Annotated in this window: 18 protein-coding genes and 1 riboswitch; of the genes, 9 read left to right on the forward strand and 9 right to left on the reverse strand. The window is 43.9% G+C overall.

What is annotated here, in order from left to right; all coding sequences use genetic code 11:
- Positions 1 to 19: 19 nt before the first annotated feature.
- Positions 20 to 1,744: an SLC13 family permease gene (locus SJY39_RS03230; protein WP_010435091.1), complete on the forward strand. Its 1,725-nt coding sequence runs from the start codon at positions 20 to 22 to the stop codon at positions 1,742 to 1,744.
- A gap of 24 nt (positions 1,745 to 1,768) precedes the next feature.
- Positions 1,769 to 2,389, forward strand: a complete 621-nt coding sequence (gene cysC, locus SJY39_RS03235; RefSeq protein ID WP_010435090.1) for an adenylyl-sulfate kinase — start codon at positions 1,769 to 1,771, stop codon at positions 2,387 to 2,389.
- A gap of 164 nt (positions 2,390 to 2,553) precedes the next feature.
- On the opposite strand, the gene SJY39_RS03240 is transcribed toward cysC, so the two are convergent.
- From SJY39_RS03240 to SJY39_RS03270, 7 genes are all read right to left on the reverse strand, one after another.
- On the reverse strand, positions 2,554 to 3,462 hold the full coding sequence (locus tag SJY39_RS03240) for a TIGR03899 family protein (protein WP_010435089.1): 909 nt from the start codon (positions 3,460 to 3,462) through the stop codon (positions 2,554 to 2,556).
- Positions 3,463 to 3,813: 351 nt separating this feature from the next.
- On the reverse strand, positions 3,814 to 4,329 hold the full coding sequence (locus SJY39_RS03245; protein ID WP_010435088.1) for a DUF3299 domain-containing protein: 516 nt from the start codon (positions 4,327 to 4,329) through the stop codon (positions 3,814 to 3,816).
- Positions 4,330 to 4,343: 14 nt separating this feature from the next.
- Positions 4,344 to 5,603, reverse strand: a complete 1,260-nt coding sequence (locus SJY39_RS03250) for an ABC transporter permease (protein ID WP_010435087.1) — start codon at positions 5,601 to 5,603, stop codon at positions 4,344 to 4,346.
- On the reverse strand, positions 5,600 to 6,316 hold the full coding sequence (locus SJY39_RS03255) for an ABC transporter ATP-binding protein (protein ID WP_016783717.1): 717 nt from the start codon (positions 6,314 to 6,316) through the stop codon (positions 5,600 to 5,602). Before SJY39_RS03255 ends, SJY39_RS03250 begins: the two co-directional genes overlap by 4 nt.
- A 138-nt stretch (positions 6,317 to 6,454) precedes the next feature.
- Entirely contained in the window at positions 6,455 to 7,270 is an 816-nt protein-coding gene (locus SJY39_RS03260; RefSeq protein ID WP_065107004.1) for a DUF2796 domain-containing protein, read from the reverse strand.
- A 41-nt stretch (positions 7,271 to 7,311) separates the two neighbouring features.
- Positions 7,312 to 7,602, reverse strand: a complete 291-nt coding sequence (locus SJY39_RS03265; protein WP_010435081.1) for a DUF2607 family protein — start codon at positions 7,600 to 7,602, stop codon at positions 7,312 to 7,314.
- A gap of 90 nt (positions 7,603 to 7,692) precedes the next feature.
- Positions 7,693 to 8,244 (reverse strand): YtfJ family protein, encoded by a 552-nt coding sequence (locus SJY39_RS03270; RefSeq protein ID WP_010435079.1) that lies wholly within the window; start codon positions 8,242 to 8,244, stop codon positions 7,693 to 7,695.
- Between the two features lie 252 nt (positions 8,245 to 8,496).
- Between SJY39_RS03270 and SJY39_RS03275 the strand changes: the two genes are divergently transcribed.
- Positions 8,497 to 8,697: a DUF1107 family protein gene (locus SJY39_RS03275; protein WP_010435077.1), complete on the forward strand. Its 201-nt coding sequence runs from the start codon at positions 8,497 to 8,499 to the stop codon at positions 8,695 to 8,697.
- Between the two features lie 108 nt (positions 8,698 to 8,805).
- Here the strand turns inward: SJY39_RS03275 and msrA are convergent, their stop codons facing one another.
- Positions 8,806 to 9,435 carry a peptide-methionine (S)-S-oxide reductase MsrA gene (gene msrA, locus SJY39_RS03280; RefSeq protein WP_010435076.1) on the reverse strand — a complete coding sequence of 210 codons (630 nt, stop codon included), beginning with the start codon at positions 9,433 to 9,435 and terminating at the stop codon, positions 8,806 to 8,808.
- A gap of 213 nt (positions 9,436 to 9,648) precedes the next feature.
- On the opposite strand from msrA, the gene SJY39_RS03285 reads away from it, so the two are divergent.
- The 4 genes from SJY39_RS03285 (at position 9,649) to SJY39_RS03300 (ending at position 15,977) form a co-directional block, all read left to right on the forward strand.
- Positions 9,649 to 11,361 (forward strand): autotransporter assembly complex family protein, encoded by a 1,713-nt coding sequence (locus SJY39_RS03285; RefSeq protein WP_029203017.1) that lies wholly within the window; start codon positions 9,649 to 9,651, stop codon positions 11,359 to 11,361.
- Complete coding sequence (locus SJY39_RS03290; RefSeq protein WP_016793859.1) at positions 11,358 to 15,110, forward strand: translocation/assembly module TamB domain-containing protein; 3,753 nt, start codon at positions 11,358 to 11,360, stop codon at positions 15,108 to 15,110. Before SJY39_RS03285 ends, SJY39_RS03290 begins: the two co-directional genes overlap by 4 nt.
- A gap of 73 nt (positions 15,111 to 15,183) precedes the next feature.
- On the forward strand, positions 15,184 to 15,543 hold the full coding sequence (locus SJY39_RS03295; RefSeq protein WP_010435072.1) for a gamma-glutamylcyclotransferase: 360 nt from the start codon (positions 15,184 to 15,186) through the stop codon (positions 15,541 to 15,543).
- Between the two features lie 77 nt (positions 15,544 to 15,620).
- Positions 15,621 to 15,977 carry a DUF2799 domain-containing protein gene (locus SJY39_RS03300; protein ID WP_010435071.1) on the forward strand — a complete coding sequence of 119 codons (357 nt, stop codon included), beginning with the start codon at positions 15,621 to 15,623 and terminating at the stop codon, positions 15,975 to 15,977.
- A gap of 98 nt (positions 15,978 to 16,075) precedes the next feature.
- On the opposite strand, the gene fbp is transcribed toward SJY39_RS03300, so the two are convergent.
- The gene (fbp, locus tag SJY39_RS03305) at positions 16,076 to 17,086 is read right to left on the reverse strand and encodes a class 1 fructose-bisphosphatase (protein WP_010435070.1); all 1,011 of its coding nucleotides are present in this window, start codon (positions 17,084 to 17,086) and stop codon (positions 16,076 to 16,078) included.
- 270 nt (positions 17,087 to 17,356) lie between these two features.
- Between fbp and mpl the strand changes: the two genes are divergently transcribed.
- Both mpl and SJY39_RS03315 read left to right on the forward strand, forming a co-directional pair.
- Positions 17,357 to 18,715 carry a UDP-N-acetylmuramate:L-alanyl-gamma-D-glutamyl-meso-diaminopimelate ligase gene (gene mpl / locus SJY39_RS03310; RefSeq protein WP_010435069.1) on the forward strand — a complete coding sequence of 453 codons (1,359 nt, stop codon included), beginning with the start codon at positions 17,357 to 17,359 and terminating at the stop codon, positions 18,713 to 18,715.
- A 38-nt stretch (positions 18,716 to 18,753) separates the two neighbouring features.
- Positions 18,754 to 19,377 (forward strand): flavin prenyltransferase UbiX, encoded by a 624-nt coding sequence (locus tag SJY39_RS03315; RefSeq protein ID WP_016787846.1) that lies wholly within the window; start codon positions 18,754 to 18,756, stop codon positions 19,375 to 19,377.
- Positions 19,378 to 19,420: 43 nt separating this feature from the next.
- Positions 19,421 to 19,540, forward strand: a riboswitch (TPP riboswitch).
- Positions 19,541 to 19,573: the final 33 nt, after the last annotated feature.

The following is a 19,573-nucleotide window of genomic DNA, read 5'->3' on the forward strand; positions in this document are numbered from 1 at the left end:
CGCCATAAAGGACGGGTATATGTGGCAACAAGGATTTGTATTAGCGATTTTGCTCGGCATTGTTACTTGCCTGCTCGTTACCCGAATTAAGCCTAGTTTTATCTTTGCTGGTGCAGCGTTTATTGCTTTTATGGCAGGCATGATAGATCTGTCGAGCTTAGCGAGTAATTTCACGAATTCTTCGCTACTGACTTTAATTCTTCTTATCCTCGCATCAAGTGCGTTGGAGAAAACTCGCTTGATCAGCTGGGTTAGCCGCAATATTTCTGAAGGCCGGCTAGGCACCGTGGTCGCGAAGTTGGGTATTTCCACAGCGTTACTTTCTTCTTTTACTAATAATACGGCGGTGGTTGTCTCTTTGATCGGCGCAATCAAACGCAATCAACAACACGCGCCATCTAAACTGCTTATCCCTCTGTCATACGCTGCCATTTTAGGTGGAACCCTGACATTGATCGGCACCTCAACCAACTTGATCATTAATAGCTTTGTTGAAGATGCAGGACTGCCGAGTTTAAACTTTTTCACGCCAACTTTGATCGGTTTAGCTGTTTTGGTCGGTGGGGTATTGATCCTTATTCCTCTGAGTTACTTTTTACCTAGCTACGATGATGGATCGCAGGACGACCTTCCGTATTTTCTTGAAGCAAGGGTTGAGCCCGGCTCACCGTTAGTTGGTCGCAGTGTCAGTGAAAACAACCTTAGAGCGCTGAGAAAACTGTTCTTAGCCGAAGTTATTAGAGACGGGAAAACTACGGCGTCTATTGACCCTGATTTTATTCTCCAAGCTCGTGATCGACTGCTGTTTTGTGGTGATGTTGAGAGCGTAGCGACATTACAAGAGATTCAAGGGCTAACCTTGTTTGGTCAACACCACCTTAACGGACAAAGCTTTGTTGAAGTAGTGGTGAGCTCATCGGCAAGCTTCTGTAATAAAACACTGAAAACTAGTCAATTTAGAGACCGTTTCGATGCAGTTGTGGTTGCCATTCGCCGTGGGCATGAACGCCTTGAAGGTGGGTTAGGGAATATCACATTAACCGCAGGTGATACCTTGATTTTGGTTCCCGGAAAACGCTTTGAAGAGCAGCGTCAGCAGCATAACAAAGAGTTTGTGCTGATGAATGACTTGGACTCAAGTGCCAAGCTTGATGCAGATAAATCGACGTTCGTGTTGCTCGGTTTTGCCAGTGTGATTGGTTTAGCCCTTGCTGACGTGGTGCCGATTATCAAAGGACTAGCAGGTTTCTTACTATTGCTGGTGGCATTTGGTGTGGTGCAGCTGGGTGAGCTTCGTCGTCGTTTTCCTGTTGATATTGTGGTGATAGTGGGCTCTGCTCTTTCTATTGCTCAACTGATGATTTCATCTGGGCTATCTGAGCGTATGGGGCTGATGTTCATAGAAGCCTTCAATGGGTGGGGCGTGTTTGGTGCGTTAGTCGCGACCTACTTTATGACGTTGGTTCTTACAGAGCTGGTGACCAATAATGCGGCAGCAGCACTCTCGTTTCCGATTGGTTACAGTATGGCAGTAGGTTATGGCGTTGATCCTATGCCGTTTATTATGGCGGTTCTGTTTGGTGCCAGCGCCAGCTTTATTTCGCCATACGGCTACCAAACCAATTTACTTGTTTATAGCGTAGGTAATTACCGTCTCACGGATTATCTACGTATCGGTATCCCAATCTCGATTGTTTATTCGGGCTTGGTATTGACCCTAATTCCTTATTTTTTTCCATTTTAATGCTATTTATTTAAAGGACTATTTATGACCGCAGTACTCAAACCAAAAGATGAGAATGTTGTGTGGCATCAACATTCGATTGATAAAGCATTTCGCTCTGATCTTAAATCACAAAAGCCAGCTGTGCTCTGGTTCACGGGGTTATCTGGTTCTGGGAAGTCGACAGTCGCTGGAGCATTAGAAAATCGCCTAGCACAGCTTGGTTATCATACCTACTTATTGGATGGTGATAATGTTCGTCACGGATTGTGTAGTGATTTGGGGTTCTCTGAGCAAGATCGTAGAGAGAATATCCGACGTATTGGTGAGCTGGCTAAATTGATGGCGGATGCAGGTTTAATTGTACTGTCTGCTTTTATTTCTCCTCATCAAGCGGAGAGACAGTTAGTGCGAGACCTGCTACCTGAAGGCGAGTTTTTAGAGGTGTTTGTTAACACGCCGCTCGAGGTGTGCGAGCAGCGCGACCCTAAAGGCTTGTATAAAAAAGCACGTGCTGGAGAAATCCCGAATTTCACGGGCATTAGCTCTGCTTATGAAGCCCCTCAGAACCCAGAAATCGATCTACCGGCAGGTGAGAAGACACTCGATGAACTGGTCGAATTGTGTATTGATGCGTTAGAGAAGCGTAATATTTTAGCCAATTAATAGGGTTGGTATGACTAAGGCTACCCATTTACTTATCTGCATATTTACGCTTTCATAAGTAATCCAGCTTGGGTTTCCCGAGACACGAAACCTATCTACTAGATTTCTATTCCTCTCAATAATCGTCACTTTTTATATTGTCTATTGCTTACACCGTCTATTGTCTAGACGGTGTAGTTTACGGTGCTTTTAACTTCTGTTTGTACCGTAAATTTTTGGCTTAATAAAGCAATAAGTTGGTCGTAGTACTGCCCATTGGGTTTATTCCCAAGCAAGGCGCACAGCTCATTTCCAGTAGGACTGAATCGGTAGTAAATCAGCTTCACCCCTTTTGACAACGGTGCCAGTGACATACCTTTCCCTTGATAGGTTAGATGCAAGGCTGGATCGAAATCAATCTCCCCAGACTCTAGCTCAGTCCCCAGAATAATCCCGAGTTCAATCAGATGTAATAGGCTTGAATAGGGTAGGTTATGCCCACCAAGGTTAATGGTATTGGTGGTGTCTCTTTTGCCAAAGCTGAATATCCCTGCATGGTTTTTGAAACCGAGTAATAGCTTCCTGCTGTTATCACTACCAAAACTACAACCCAGTGACGCTGCTCGTTGCAGGGTGAGCGCTTCTTTTGGTGTCATGTCTTTTAAGATCTGAAGCGCCTTCATTGACGTCGATCCTGGGTTGGTGACTTCTCGTTTCAGTACTTGAGCCCATAGCCTCTGCATCGATGTATTGTGGATCTCTTGTGCCATATCGAAGAAACGGTATAGCCAGTCCTGATCAGGGTCTCCAGCCGCTTCATCCTTACATGAAGAGTGTGCCAACTTTAGAATCTGCTCTAGGTTCTTTTGACGCTGCTCTCTACGTTTTTTTTCTCGTAACAGTGCCCGCTCGATAAGTGTACTTTCACTTTTATCAGTTGGTTTTGCACTATGGCTGATTAAGGAATCTAAACCGAAGCTTTGTGCGATGTGCAACATTCTGCTGGCACTGTCGGCAATGTGAGGCTTTTTTTCATGCTTATGCTGGGTATCGCTAGCATGTTCGATGATTACTGGCTGTTTGGTTTCTGACATAAGAGTACCGTTACGAGACGACTTAACTGTCTAAAATGTAACTCTTTATCTTAATGGTGGCTAGATTTTGCGTGCAGAGTTGAAGACTTCAACAAAATTTTACTTTTGCTAATGATAATAAAATGTTAAATTTGTTGTAATTCTCAAGGAGGAGTTATGAATCAAGTCAATGATAACAAGCTGAAGAAACAGCTTGGCATAGGGCTATTACTCGTTACATATGTCGCTGTGCTAGCTTATTTATCTGATTACATCGCGTAAGTTAGATAAACAACATCGTTATTAAACTGTTGTTGAATAAGATCATTTGTTCAGTGACCGCAGCTCATCCATGAGCCACCCTTCTAATGACTACATGTCGTCGTATTCTTCAATCGCTGTACCTTCAATAAGATAACCTGTTTGCGCTAATTCGTGGCTGATCGACTCTGTTTTCAGCGTGCCTACTAAATAGATCACATCCCATAATTGCTGTATTGGTGCTCCTTGTGGGAATTTCACGTAGATGATTTGGTTTGGTGGCGGTGGTGGTACGTGGATACATGCGCCAAAGTACGGTACCAGTAGAAATTCTGTGATCATGTTCTCATCACCCTCCAATGGAATGACAAAACCAGGAATCTTCACTGTGCTGCCATTCAACTCGGGGCGAACAGCACCAATTGTCGATTGCTGAGGTTTGTCCATACTGTCGTGGTTAACCATCGGCATGCCAAATGAGTCTAGTTGTGCTCGCTCTGATTCTGGAATTAAGTCAATCCAATCGAGTGTTAATACCGATTCGTCAGTCTGAGTTGTGTCAGCGTGAGCTGTGCTGATAAATGGAAATAAAAGCAGTCCAAGTATCAGTAGGAATTTGCGTTGCATCGTAGGTTCCTAATTTAGATTCGAATAGTCATGCCATCAGACAATGACTGACGGTAAGCCCGGAAAGCGGGAATAAAGCCGATAATAATACCTGCAATTTGAACCAACATAAGTAGTTTCCATTCATGAGGTGTGATTGCGGATATCGATATGTTGATACCATAACTTTGTTGCACAATTGGAGCAACTACTGCGATCAGTGCAAACAAGAGTGCGACACCTAAGGTTATGCCAAGGAAGGTTAGGGCACTAGCTTCACTAATCAGCAAACCGAAAACATGTCGAGGCCTTGCTCCCATTGCTCGGAGGATGGCCATTTCTCTACGTCGCTCTTGTAAGCTAGTGAGTAGGCTACTCAGCATACCCAATAATCCAGCAACGACAACAAATCCTGACACAATCAGCAGTGCTTGTTCAGCAACGGCCATCATGCCCCACAATTCATGCAATGCAATGCCCGGCATAATTGCGCTCAAAGGTTCTTGACGGTAGTTATTGATTTCTCGTTGCAGTGCAAAGGTTTGAATCTTCGAGTTTAGTCCCAGCATCATTGCGGTAATTTGTTTAGGCTGGAAGTCACGTTGCTTCAATACTTCAGCGTTCGGTGTATGCCCTAGATTTGCTCCAGATTCCCAGCCGACATGAATTGCTTCAATGGCTTCTAATGAAACGTGCACGGTTTTGTCTACTGGCGTTCCAGTTGGAGAAAGGATTCCTACGATAGTGAAAGGCAGGTTATCGTGTCGGCTGAAGGCGACGTCGCTGATGCCATGAGCAAGAATGATATTATCACCGATCTTGTAATCCAATTTTTTCGCGACATCAGCACCAATCACAACATCAAATAGCTCTTCGAACTCTTTGCCTTTTTGAAAAGTAAGTGGCTGCTTACTTCCATAGCGATAATTCTCGAAGTAGCTATGGTTGGTGCCCATTACGCGGAAGCCTTTATGTGAATCACCCAATGAGATTGGTATGGCCCACTTTACAGCGTTGTGCTGGCTAAATTCTTCATAGCTTTTCCAGTCGATGTTGTTGGTGGCATTGCCGATTCTAAATACCGAATAAAGCAGTAGGTTGACCTGACCGGATCGACCTCCGACAATAAGATCAGTGCCTGAAATCGTATTAGCAAAGCTGCTCTTAGCTTCGGTTCTTACACGTTCCACACCGAGTAATAGAATGACTGACACCGCTACGGTAAGAATCGTCAGAATGGCTGTGGCTTTACGGTTGAGTACGCTTTTTAGGGCTAAGTGAGTAATTACTTTCATACGACAACCTTAGCTTGATTAACGGTTTTTAAATCTATGGTTCGAGTGAACAGTTTCTCTAATGTCGGATCGTGACTAACAAAGATGAGAGTGGAACCTGCTTGGTTCGCTTGTTCTAGTAACAACTCGATAAAGGCTTCTCGGTTGTTATGATCCAGAGCCGATGTCGGTTCGTCGGCAATGATGATTTTAGGTTGGCCTATCAAGGCTCGAGCTGCAGCGACACGTTGCTGTTGGCCTATACTCAACTCAGTAACGGGTTTATCCATCAAGGCTTGAGGCAGCTTTAGTCTGATCAACAATTCTTGAGCGGTTGCTTGTAGGCTGTTCTGACTTTCAATGACTTGCTGTCTACGAATTTTTGAAAATTGGCAAGGAAGTGTCACATTGTCGATTACTGATAAGTAAGGCAGTAGATTAAATTGTTGGAATATATAACCGATATGATCGGCTCTAAACTTATCCCTCTGACGTGGTGTCAATTGGGTAAGGTCTTGGCCTAAGATAGACACTTCGCCTTGTTGCGCTTGGTTTATCCCCGTAAGTAACCCTAACAGTGTTGATTTACCACAACCACTTGGCCCCTTAATAAAAAGGTGCTCTTTAGGTTGAATATGTAATGAAGGTATTTCTAACGTTGGGGGTAATTCAGGTTTCCAACGAAAACTGATATTTTCTAGTTTGACCACAAGTGATGAACTGTCAAAAGACATACTAGCTCCAATATTTAAAGCGGTGTCTCTTCTGGACAGTCTAAAAGACAATTAATTCCCCAAGTACACCGGTTTTAACAACCAAGTAAGTGAATACTTACTTGGTTGTTTATCTACGCAAAATCTATCGAATTCTTATTAGAATCGGAAGCTAACACGTTCTGCATTAAGAACTTCTTGCGTTTGAACACTATCTGTCAGTAAGTTCACGGTCATTGACTTTGTATTACTGAATTTCGAGAACCATTGGGTATTAACAGTATTCAGATTAGCAATATCTGAACATTGGTAGTGGTACTCGGCTGTAAATTCACCGTGGCCGCCTTCTGAGTGGTCATGGCCTTCATGGTCATCATGATCGTGTTCTGCATGGTCATGGCCTTCGTGGTCATCATGATCGTGTTCTGCATGGTCATGGCCTTCGTGGTCATCATGATCGTGTTCTGCATGGTCATGGCCTTCGTGGTCATCATGATCATGTTCTGCATGGTCATGGCCTTCGTGGTCATCATGATCGTGTTCTGCATGGTCATGGCCTTCGTGGTCATCATGATCATGTTCTGCATGGTCATGGCCTTCGTGGTCATCATGATCGTGTTCCGCGTGGTCATGGCCTTCATGGTCATCATGATCGCCTTCCAGTGTGTTAGTCACTGACTTGAACTTCAGCGTACAGCTAGTGTTATTGAAACCAAATAGCTCTTCTGGCTTGTTTAATTGTGCGATAGCTTGCTCAAACAAAGCTTTCTGCTCTGCAGTTTTTGGAGCATGTTCAAAGCCAACCACATCAGCGCCTGGAGCCGTCACTTCAACAAGCAGTTCTTGCCCATCTTGAGCTATGTTCACTTCAACTTTACCGTGCACATGTGCGTCGTGAGAGCGGAATTCTTCGTTTGCTAAAACGTTCGTAGACACAGCCATGCCGATAACAACGGCTAAAATAGTAGGTTTCATGTTTTTTTCCTGAATAAAGGTTAATTAAAAAGTAATGGTAATTAAGCGATCTTTACAGGAGGTGAGCGTGCTAAATAGGCAAAATATAAGCGCTGTAACGAAATTATTGACTCTGTGGTAGCGACAGTAAACTCTGAAGGGAACTCTGGAACCTGTGGAAGTGAGTGCGCCGTGATGAATTGGTTTATCGAAAACAGTTCACAGTGGTGTGAAGTATGATGCCCTGGATCAGAGTCTACCATATGTGTGGCTGCTAATACGCTGAGCAAGAGCATCAGCCCGAGCAAAAAGCCTATTTTGCGTTTCACATTGTTAGGTGTGTTTTGCCACATGAAGATGATTTACCACAGAATTAAAAAAAGATACTGTTATAATATAACAATATCCTTTGGTTAGGTCTCGAAAAAGACGCGAATATCTGATTAAAGACTCGCTTTAATCAGCTCAATGACTTGAGTGACTTCAGTTTCGTTAAGTGCGCCTTCTTTAACAAACAAGATTTTACCTTGCTTGTCCTGAACGATAATCGCTGAGCTCTCTTCTTTTAGAGCCCATGATGACGCTACCGTTCCGTCTTCATCTAGCACCATCGAAGACCATGGAAATTCTTCTTTACTGCTTTCTGCTGACGATTTAACAAAAGACCCAGTACCCCAAATGGCATCATCTTGGTTGATGATTGTGGTGGTTTGGTAGCTGTCTTCTGAGAATTTCGATGCTGTAATTGCAGCCATCAGTGGTGCGTTTAGCTCTTTAGAGCTGCTACGACCAGCGATAGCTTGAACGACGCGAACTTTTCCTAGGAGCTCATTGGTTGCCCAAGTTTGATATCCTGTTTTACCGTCGTTTATGACAATTTCACCATAATTGCTAACATCGACAGCAGGCAGAGAAGAGCCTACAGATAGATTGTGAGCGTTGGCGAGGAGTGGAGAGGCTGCGGCTAAAAAAGCCAGTAGAGTTTTGTTTTTCATTATATTTTTGTTCCGCTTATTGGTTTGCATTGGAAGTATAATATGAAATCTGAAAAATGCCTCTTTAACTTTTTTATCGTACGGTGTAGAAACAAGTTGCGGGCTTGTTACTAAAAGGTATAATGCGACAGTATCAGGGTAAACAATAGATTATCTTGCTGTTAGCTAACGGATTTAGCAATGAGATGTGCTTTGAATAAGGCTTTGTTCAGAGAAGCAGCAGTTGTACTCAAATGGAATTGAGGTTGTATTATGTTAAGAGAGTTTTCTACTTACCGTCCACATCAGGTGGCGCGTTTCGTTAAAGTCCTATTCAAAGGCCAGTTTGCTATTGAAGGTATCGGCGAGTTTCGCTTCGACCAAGGCAAGGTGCTTCTCCCTGAAGTTTCAGATAAACAAAAATTGATTATTTTTAAAGAAGTTAATGGCACGATAGCTGCGTTGCCCGTGTAACTTAACTTCGTTTATTGTCGTACCTAAAACATGCTAACAATTGAAAAGGGCTTCGTTAATGAAGCCCTTTTTAATGCGAGTCGTTCTAGTTTTATATCCGGTTATACTTTATTGCGGTGGGAAACAAACACCTGTTCCACCTAGTCCACAATAACCATTCGGATTTTTTGCTAGGTACTGCTGATGGTAAGTTTCGGCGAAAAAATATTTTCCAGCAGGCAGAACTTCCGTTGTGATCTCGTTGCCTAAAGATTCAGTCATTGCTCGCTGGTATTCACGTTTAGAGTGCTCAGCGATAGCCTGTTGCTCTTCACTGAAAGTATATATGGCTGAGCGATATTGAGTGCCTAAGTCATTACCTTGGCGCATCCCTTGAGTTGGGTCGTGACGTTCCCAGAATGTTTCAAGTATTAGTGCTAAAGACGTTTGCTCACTATCAAAAATAACTCGAACAACTTCTGTATGGCCTGTTTGCCCGGTACATACTTGCTCATAAGTTGGATTAACTGTGTATCCGCCAGCGTAACCAACGGAGGTAGAAATTACACCATCAAGTTGCCACAACAGTCGCTCTGCTCCCCAGAAGCACCCCATACCAAGTAATACTTCTTGTTGGGAACCTGTAGGCGCATCGAGTAAGTCGGTTTGATTGATGAAATGGCGTTCAGTGATACGGATTGGATCAGCATTCCCCGGTAATGCGGTTGTAGCGGAAACCAGTTGTTGTTTATTTAGCATGTTGTATTCCTTTTCGCATACGTTTACCGCGTTAGTTAACATTAGATCTAGGTTTATATTAACTGTAGGCTCATATTTACTGTTGGTTTATATTGAATCAGTCTTTAAATTAGACCTTGTTATTCTAGGATTTATTACAGACTCAATGCCTTTTTAGCGGTATTATTTCTATTCACTTTATTAACGTATTTATAACTTCTGCACCAATTAAACATGATAAGAAAAACTTTACCAGTTCTGATTAGCACTCTATTGTCATCGACGCTTGCTTTCGCTGATGTTTCCCTTGAGATTAAAGGGCTTGATGGAGCGCTTGAGGATAATGTTGATGCTTATCTGAGTGCGATCCCCGAAGAAGAGTATTCGGCTTCATTGAGGTTCCAATCTCGCTTGGAGTCTATTATTAAAGAAGCGTTGAATGCGTTAGGCTACTACCAACCTCGTATCGCTTTTTCCCATTCCGAAGACGACATTGAATTGACCGTTACGGTTGAACCAGGTGAACCCGTTGTTATTTATACCTCAGATATCGTATTAAGTGGTGAAGCAGAAGATGATCCTGATTTTCTAGCACTGATCGCCAAGAGCAAACTGTCGAAAGGTTCGATTCTTAACCACGGCAATTATGACTCTTTGAAATCATCTATCCGTAATCTTGGATTAGCCAAAGGCTATTTCGATGGCTCGTATGAGCTTAGTAAGTTAGAAGTTGCGCCCGAATTAAATCGTGCTTATGTTCGCCTTCACTATAACAGTGGCATTCGATATCACTTTGGTGCTACCCAGGTGACGGGTAGCCAAATTGAAGATGAAAAGGTGCAATCCCTTAAACCATTTGAAGATGGTGAACCGTACTCGATCACAAAAGTAGGCGAGTATAACCAAAATCTCTCTAATACTGATTGGTTCTCATCTGTTTTTGTTGAGCCTGATTTAAGTCAGTTGGGTGATGGCAGAGAAATTCCGATGAAGGTGAGCCTTGCTCCGCAAGCGCGTAACCAAATCGAAACAGGTATCGGTGTATCTACTGACCTTGGCGTAAAAGGTACCCTCAAATGGAAGAAACCTTGGGTAAACTCACTTGGTCATAGTTTCAATAGCAGTTTGTCTATCTCTAAACCAGAGCAGACGATAACAGCAACGTATAAAATCCCTTTGGATGATGTACTTAATGATTACTATCAAATTAAGTACGGTATGAAGAATCTGGATAATCGTGATACCAAGAGTTTGGAGTCAAACCTCGCTTTGGAAAGATATTGGCGATTAGATAACGGCTGGCAACGTACGGTGTTCATTCGATACCTAGTTGAAAACTATGAACAAGGTCTACAAGACGATTTAGCGCAATTTGTGTTACCAGGCGTGGCGTTTTCCCGAACTCGAACTCGAGGTGGTTCGATGCCGATGTGGGGAGATAAACAGAGCGTCATGATTGAAGCGGGCGATGACACAATATTGTCTGAAACTAAGGTGGTTCGTTTCCAAGGACAAACTGCATGGATCAGAAGTATTGGCGATAATCATCGAGGTTTAACTCGGCTTCAGTTTGGCGGTAACTTTGCTGACGAGTTTGATAAATTATCACCTTCACTAAGATTTTTCGCGGGTGGTGATAATAGTCTCCGTGGTTATGGCTATGAGTCTATATCTCCTAAAGATGAAAGTGGTGCATTAACCGGTGCAAAATTTATTGCAACCAGCTCGTTTGAATACCAATACCGCCTAGTTGGAAATTGGTGGGGAGCGGCCTTCTACGATATTGGTGATGCCTTCAATGATAAACCAGAATGGAAGCGCGGTACTGGTGTTGGCGTTCGTTGGGCATCGCCCGTTGGACCGGTAAGTTTAGATTTTGCGTGGGGGCTTGATGCTGACCCAGGTGATGAGTTTCAAGTGCACTTCAGTTTAGGGCCTGAATTATGATCAAAGTGATGGGTAAGTGCATTAAGTGGACATCGATATCTTTGACGTCGATTCTATTGTTATTGATAGCACTTTTAGGTTTTGTTTTATTTACTAACCTAGGACTTAACACGGTGTTGTGGGGGGCTGAAAAAGCGCTGCCACAGCTTAAAGTTGAAAGTACTAATGGGGCACTTTTTCCGAGTTTTACTCTCCATAACGTTCAATTTAAAGATGACAGTCTTCATATTGATACCAAGGTTCAAAAAATGGCATTGGCTATCAACCCTCGCTGTTTGCTTGATCCTAAGTTGTGTGTCGATCGTTTAGCGATTCAAGGATTGGACTTCGCATTTACTGAATTGCCTCCTGCCTCTACAGAAGAAACAGAACCGACTCCGCCAGTGACATCGGTGAAAACACCGCTGCCAATCGTGATCAACCGTATTGCTTTGTCTGATATTAAACTGAATATCTTGGGGCATGAGATTGAATGGGGGTTGTTTTCAACGGCTTTGAGTATGCAGGGTGAGAAGCTGACTGTATCGCCAACCTTATTTAATGATCTTAAGGTTAAACTTGCAGAGTCTACCGAAGAGCCGCAAGCAGAAATCGTCGAACCAGAGACTGCAACTAAGGCTGCTATCGAGTTGCCTGAAGTTTGGGTCCCTTTACAGATTGTGCTGGAGCGTTTTGACCTCAACCGTTTCACCTTAGAACAAGAAACACCGATTGTGGTAAACCACCTTGGGCTTGAAGCTCGAGCGGGTAAAAACACGGTCGAAGTTTCTACTCTTGAACTTGATATGCCACAAGCAAGCGCTAACCTTGCCGCTAAAGTTGAGCTTAAAGATGGCTATCCGTTAGACCTTTCTTTAAATGCACAGGTGAAAGAAACTGATCTTACAGGTCAAAAACTGTCGCTGAAAGCACAAGGGAGTGTCGCGAAGCTACACTTCGATTCTCAGTTTTCTGAACTGATTGAGGCAAAGCTGTCAGGAGATATTCAATCTTTAGAGCCGACTCTGCCATTTGACCTTCTTTTAGAGGGAGGTAAAGCGCAATGGCCTCTTACTGGTAAAAGTGATTACCAAGCGGTTATCGAGAAGTTTAAAGCCGATGGCTCATTAGATGGTTTTAATGTGCAGTTTAAAGGTGAAGCGGATGGTCAGGAGATACCTGCCTTAACCATCGACCTAGAGGGTAAGGGCACCACCGAGCAGATTGAACTTGAGCGCTTAAAACTGAACACGCTGGGTGGTGAACTCAATGGTGTGGTTAAAGCGAGTTGGAAGAAGCTTATTAACTGGCAAGCCGATGTGACGCTGAAGGATATTCAGCCGGGTCTGCAGTGGCCAGAAGCCGAAGGTAACATTAGCGGAAGCATCGTTACTTCGGGTGAGTTGACCGAAGCGGGTGGTTGGGCGATTGAGCTGCCTAAGTTAGATATCGAGGGGATCTTGCGAGAATATCCTCTGGATATCGAAGGCCAGTTATCAGCGTCTGACCGCAGCGCGAGCGGTGAGCCTAAACTAAAAACCAGCGGCCTGAGCTTAGCTCACGGTGTTAATTCTATAAAAGCACAGGGTCAACTCGACAAGCAGTGGGATATGGGCGTTGCTATTAACCTTCCCCAATTGACGAAAAGTATTCCTGAACTGAAAGGTACAGTGATTGGCGATATTGGTCTCAGCGGGCCTTTCAAAGAGCCGGAAGTTGACATGGTTCTTAACGTCGACCGTGTCGATTGGAACGATGAAGCTACATTAGAATCTCTATCTCTTCGTGGTTCAGTGATTCCATTGCCTGCGCCTCAGGCTGATTTGGTATTGAAAGCGAATAACCTAGCCTATCAAGAGCAAAAGGTTGACAGCATTGATCTCACCGTGAAAGGTGGTGAGAAGCAGCATACCGTGACGCTCGACGTGGTATCCGACGTGATTTCCACAAGCTTGGCTATTTCGGGTGAGCTGATTCAAAAGCCTTCTATTATTTGGAATGGGTCGTTAGATCGAGTCAAAATCGCCACGGAACAAGGACCTTGGGTGCTAGATCAACCCGTCGCAATTAAAGCCGATGCCGACAAGCAGTTTGCCGATATTCAAGCTCATTGTTGGAAACAGGCCGGTTCTAGTGTGTGTTTGGATGAAGACGTTCGTGTTGGAAATTCGGGTGAGGCCAAGTTGGCCATCAACCAATTCGACTTCGATCAGATTAAAGCCTTTGTGCCTAAAGAGACGCAACTAGAGGGCTTAGTGAATGCGACCGCTCATGCCAAATGGTCGAAACAAGGTGAACCTGAAGTAACGGTTAGCGTCGATATGCCAAAAGGTCAGGTTGTTCAGCAAGTCGGAGAGCCAATCACACTGGGGTGGGAAAGTGTTGCATTGAATGCACGGCTGAAAGACAACAAACTGGATGCCGACTTTAAGTTGGATGTTTCTGATAATGGTGACTTATCTGGCACGGTGTCGTTACCAGATATTGTTGCTGAAGACAAAATGGTCGATGCGGCAATTAAACTAACGACATTCCATTTGGACTTCTTACAGCCGATCCTTGGTGAATACAGCATGCTGAAGGCTGATCTTGAGACTGACTTAAAGGTCCAAGGTTCTTTGATGCACCCCCAAGTTTTTGGTCAATTCTCGGTTAATGGGATTCAAGTTAAAGGGGATGTGACGCCTGTGGATGTTAAAGACGGTCGTATTGATCTCGACTTTAACGGTTACAGCGCAAAGCTTGATGCGAATGTCGAGACTCCAGACGGCCACCTTGATATTGAGGGCTCCGGAGATTGGCAGGATCTTCAAGCATGGCGATCAAATGTCCGAATCTTTGCTGATGAGTTGATGGTTGATATTCCACCGATGGTCAAGGTTAAAGTAGTTCCTGATATGACCATTGATGTTACGCCGGAGCTTGCAAAAATTACGGGTGACATTGCATTGCCATGGGGGCGAATTGTCGTAGAAGATTTACCTCCGTCAGCAGTTGGTGTGTCTTCTGATCAAGTTATTTTGAATAAAGACCTTCAACCAGAAAGTGAAGATACGATTCCATTCAATGTGATGACTAATATTAATATTTCAATTGGTGATGACTTTAAGCTTTCAGCCTTTGGCCTTGAAGGTGATTTAGTGGGTAAGTTGAATGTGGCTCAAAAAGATCAAGGCCCGTTTATCACCGGAGAAGTAAATATCGTAGATGGTACTTATCAATCATTCGGTCAAGACCTCCTGATTGAAGAGGGCAAGATCCTAATGAATGGGCCACCGGATCAGCCATATGTAGCGATAAATGCGATTCGCAACCCTGATAATACTCAGGATGACGTGACTGCTGGGATTCGAGTTACAGGCCCTGCTACAGAGCCGACCATCGAGATTTATTCTGACCCTGCGATGCCGCAAGCCAACGCGCTATCCTATATCTTACGGGGCCAAGATATCGATGGAGAGTCGAGTGGTTCTATGACGACCACATTAATTGGTTTGAGCTTAGCGAAGAGCGGTAAGGTCGTTGGCGAAATTGGCGAGGCATTTGGCGTACAGGATCTACAATTGGATACCGCAGGCTCTGGAGATGACTCTCAAGTGACGGTGAGTGGTTATATCCTTCCGGGGTTACAAGTCAAATATGGCGTGGGTATCTTCAACTCATTGGGTGAGTTTACCGTTCGTTATCGATTGATGCAGGATCTCTACGTGGAAGCAGTATCTGGCCTTGATAGTGCTGTGGACCTTCTTTATCAATTTGAATTTGAGTAAATTCATTTGAATTCGAGTTGCTGTGGTTTCATACATTGATTGGTACACAAATAGAAAGGGTCATGGAGGGCGTATGCAGCATCTTGTTTTTGTATATGGAACGTTGAGACAAGGTCAATCTAACCATCACTATTTGCAGCAGTGCGAGTACTTAGGAAGGTTTGATACACCTGAATATTATGCTATTTTTGATTTAGTTGCATATCCAGCGATGGTTTTTGGAAAGAAAAGTGTCGCTGGTGAGGTCTATTTAATTAACGACGAAGTTCTGGCATCGCTCGATCGGTTAGAGGATGTCCCGGTTGAGTATCGTCGCGAGCAAATAGAAACTATATTTGGATTAGCATGGGTATATTTGTATCAGCTTGATCTAGCAGAGAATAAAGAAATACTTTCGGGTGACTGGTGTAAGCGAAATAACCGCTTTAGTTGATGAACTACTGAGAGCGTTCTGACGTAATAGTTAAAAGTCTCGATATAGGCTAATCATATTTTCAAAAGGAGGAAATTATGAAATATCTACTAGTGGTATTTTCGGTAATGCTATTTGGTTGTGCGCAAACTCCACCGCCAACATCATCCAACACCATGGATTGGCAGAGTTTTGGTGAAGAGATGGCACTAAAAGGAAAAACAAAACAGACGGAAGAAAGTTTGGCTGAAGCTGCGTCTTCACCTTCTATTGATGCAAATTTGTATGCTGCTTATGGCCAAGGTTATGAAGTCGGTAAAACTCAGTATTGTTCTCAGAACCCAAGAACGCTAGGACGCCGAGGTGAGACTTATCTGGGGATTTGTGATGATGTAGACAAATGGTTCCGTTTTAACTTTGAACGGGGCGCAGAATCGAAGTTTAGTGTTCGATAATACTGTTTTATCCTAAAACAGATACAATGAATAACAAAAAGCCAGCATGTAAATGCTGGCTTTTTTAATGACGTTATTTTGATAATTAATCGAGAAAACTAGTCTCGGTTAAGCTCAAGAAACTCTTCTACTTTACGTACCATACTTGTTGAGCCAACGAAGAAAGGCACACGTTGATGTAACTCAGTTGGTTTGATATCCATGATGCGTTGAACACCATCTGATGCGATGCCACCAGCTTGCTCCATAAGGAAAGCAATTGGGTTGCACTCGTACAACAGACGTAGTTTTCCTTGAGGGTGACTTTGTGTACTTGGATACAAGTAGATGCCACCTTTCAGTAGGTTACGGTGGAAATCCGATACTAGAGAACCAATGTAACGAGAGGTGTAAGGACGGTTGTCACTCGGCTCATCTTCTTGGCAGTACTTAATGTACTTTTTAACACCCGTAGGGAAACGGAAGTAGTTACCTTCGTTGATTGAGTAAATCTTACCTTCATCAGGGACCATCATGTTTTCATGAGACAGACAGAAAGTACCCAATGATGGGTCGTAGGTGAAGCCATTTACACCAGCGCCTGTCGTGTAAACAAGCATGGTTGAAGAACCGTAAATCACGTAACCTGCGGCTACTTGCTTGTGTCCAGGTTGTAGGAAATCTTCTTCTGTTGGCGGAGTGCCAATCGGTGATACTCGACGGTAGATAGAGAAAATTGTACCAACAGATACATTCACATCGATGTTTGAAGAGCCATCAAGTGGATCCATCAAAACAACGTATTTTGCATTTTTGTTTAGCTCTTTATTGAAGGCAACTGCTTCGTCTTCTTCTTCACTTGCTACACCACAAACTTGATCGCGAGCTTCTAGAGCTGCTTTAAATTTGTCGTTAGCGTAAAGGTCTAGCTTCTGCTGCTCTTCACCTTGAACGTTGTCTGTACCAACAGCGCCAGTAATGTCGACAAGACCTGCTTTGTTGATTTCACGGTTAACAATTTTTGCAGCAAGACGAATTGATGACAAAAGGGATGATAGATCACCACTTGCATGGGGAAAGTCATTTTGTTTTGCAACAATGAACTCACCAAGGGTGCGCATCTCAGACATGTTATTTCCTTAAACTTCTCTCAATATTAGGGGGGATTTGAGCACTGTAGATTCTGCCTCTTGTGTGGGCTTTATTCATCTAGACGCTTACCTAAATTCTACGGCTTAGATCTTTTTAATGGTAATGAACTAAGCGACACAGATCTCACTTACTATGTCGACTAAATTTGTTTTGCATTGCCACTCGCTTTTAATCGTCAATTCATGATAATGAAGGCTGATAGTTTGATTTAAACATGGTTCATTTAGCCAAGCGTTTGGAAGCAATATATGCATATTCATATCTTAGGAATTTGTGGCACCTTCATGGGTGGTGCTGCGGTATTGGCTCGTCAATTAGGTCACAAGGTTACGGGTAGTGACGCGAATGTTTATCCTCCAATGAGCACGCTGTTGGAATCTCAAGGGATTGAAATTATTGAAGGGTTCGACCCGAGCCAATTAGAGCCAAGGCCGGACCTAGTGGTTATCGGCAATGCGATGAGCCGTGGTAATCCGTGCGTTGAGTATGTATTGGATAATAATCTTAGATACACATCTGGCCCGCAATGGTTGCAAGAGTTCCTACTGCATGACCGTTGGGTTCTGGCGGTGTCGGGTACGCATGGCAAAACTACAACATCAAGTATGTTGGCTTGGATCTTAGAAGATTGTGGTTATGCGCCAGGCTTCTTAGTGGGTGGCGTATTGGGTAATTTTGGTATATCGGCTCGCCTTGGTGAAAGTATGTTCTTCGTGGTGGAGGCCGACGAATACGACAGTGCTTTTTTCGATAAGCGATCTAAGTTTGTTCATTACCACCCAAGAACTTTGGTAGTGAATAATCTAGAGTTCGATCATGCTGACATCTTCGATGATCTTGAAGCGATTAAGCGACAGTTCCATCATTTGGTGCGCACTGTACCAAGTAACGGTCGTATTTTTTCACCTAAGCAAGACACCGCTATTCAAGATGTTCTAGCTCGCGGTTGCTGGAGTGAAAGAGAATCGAGTGGTGAGCAAGGCGACTGGGATGCTAAGAAGCTGGTTAAAGATGGCTCTCAATTTGAGGTTTACCTCCAAAATGAATGTGTTGGAACGGTAAACTGGGATTTAGTGGGCGACCACAACGTAAATAATGCTTTGATGGCGATAGCTGCTGCACGACACGTGGGCGTGACACCAGACCTAGCTTGTGAATCGTTAGCTACTTTTATTAATACTAAGCGTCGTTTGGAGTTTAAAGGCGAGGTGGCAGGTGTTTCTGTTTATGATGATTTTGCACATCACCCAACGGCGATTGAACTTACTCTGGGCGGATTACGTAATAAGGTCGACACGAAAAAAATCATTGCCGTTTTAGAGCCTCGTTCTGCCACAATGAAACGTGGTGTGCACAAAGAAACTTTGGCTGATTCGTTGAAACAGGCGGATTCTACCTACTTATTCCAACCGGATAATATTGATTGGTCGGTTCAAGATGTCGCAGACGCTTGTCACCAACCTGCGTATGTGAGTGATGATATGGATGCATTCGTTGCTAAAATTGTCTCAGAGGCACAAGCGGGCGACCAAATCTTGGTAATGAGTAATGGTGGCTTTGGTGGCATTCACCAAAAACTGTTGGATGGATTGGCACTCAAAGGCTAACGACATCCACGACCTTATAATTTGAAGTAATTGAGAACATGACAAAACACGATAAAGCGATAACCCTCGCTTTCACTGGCGCATCTGGTGCGCCTTACGGACTGCGTTTACTTGAATGCCTACTGGCGGCAGATTATCAGGTTTATTTGCTGATATCGTCGGCAGCTCGAGTGGTGTTGGCGACCGAGCATGAACTTAAGTTACCTGCTGGGCCAGATGCTGCGAAACAAGCTTTAGTTAAGCATTTAGGTTGCGACCCAGAAAAGCTGGTGGTGTGTGGCAAAGATGATTGGTTCTCACCGGTTGCCTCTGGTTCAGCAGCACCGAAGCAGATGGTGGTGTGTCCATGTTCTGCTGGAAGCTTGGCATCCATTGCTCACGGCTTATCGGACAACCTGATCGAGCGAGCAGCGGACGTGGTTATGAAAGAGCGAGGCCAGCTGTTGTTAGTGGTTCGTGAGACGCCATTTTCTACGTTGCACTTAGAGAACATGCACAAACTCTCGACCATGGGCGTAACGATCATGCCCGCGGCTCCGGGTTTTTATCACCAACCTAAGTCGATCGAAGATCTGGTCGATTTTATGGTGGCGCGTATTCTCGATCATCTTGGTATCGAGCAAGGTTTAGTGCCACGTTGGGGGTACGATCAACGTAATTGATCCAAACTTGATAGCTTATTGTTAAAATTCGAATTACAATTCTGAACACTCATCGGGGAGCAAACCATTCAAATAATGAATGCGAGCTGAGATCAAGCAAGTGCTTGGGACCCGTAAACCTGAACCAGATAATGCTGGCGTAGGAATTGAGTTAGGAACAACTTCTACCGTTCTCCTCCCTCAAACCTGTGCCGCT

The organism is Vibrio sp. R78045 (assembly GCF_042466085.1).
Taxonomy (GTDB): Bacteria; Pseudomonadota; Gammaproteobacteria; order Enterobacterales; family Vibrionaceae; genus Vibrio; species Vibrio cyclitrophicus.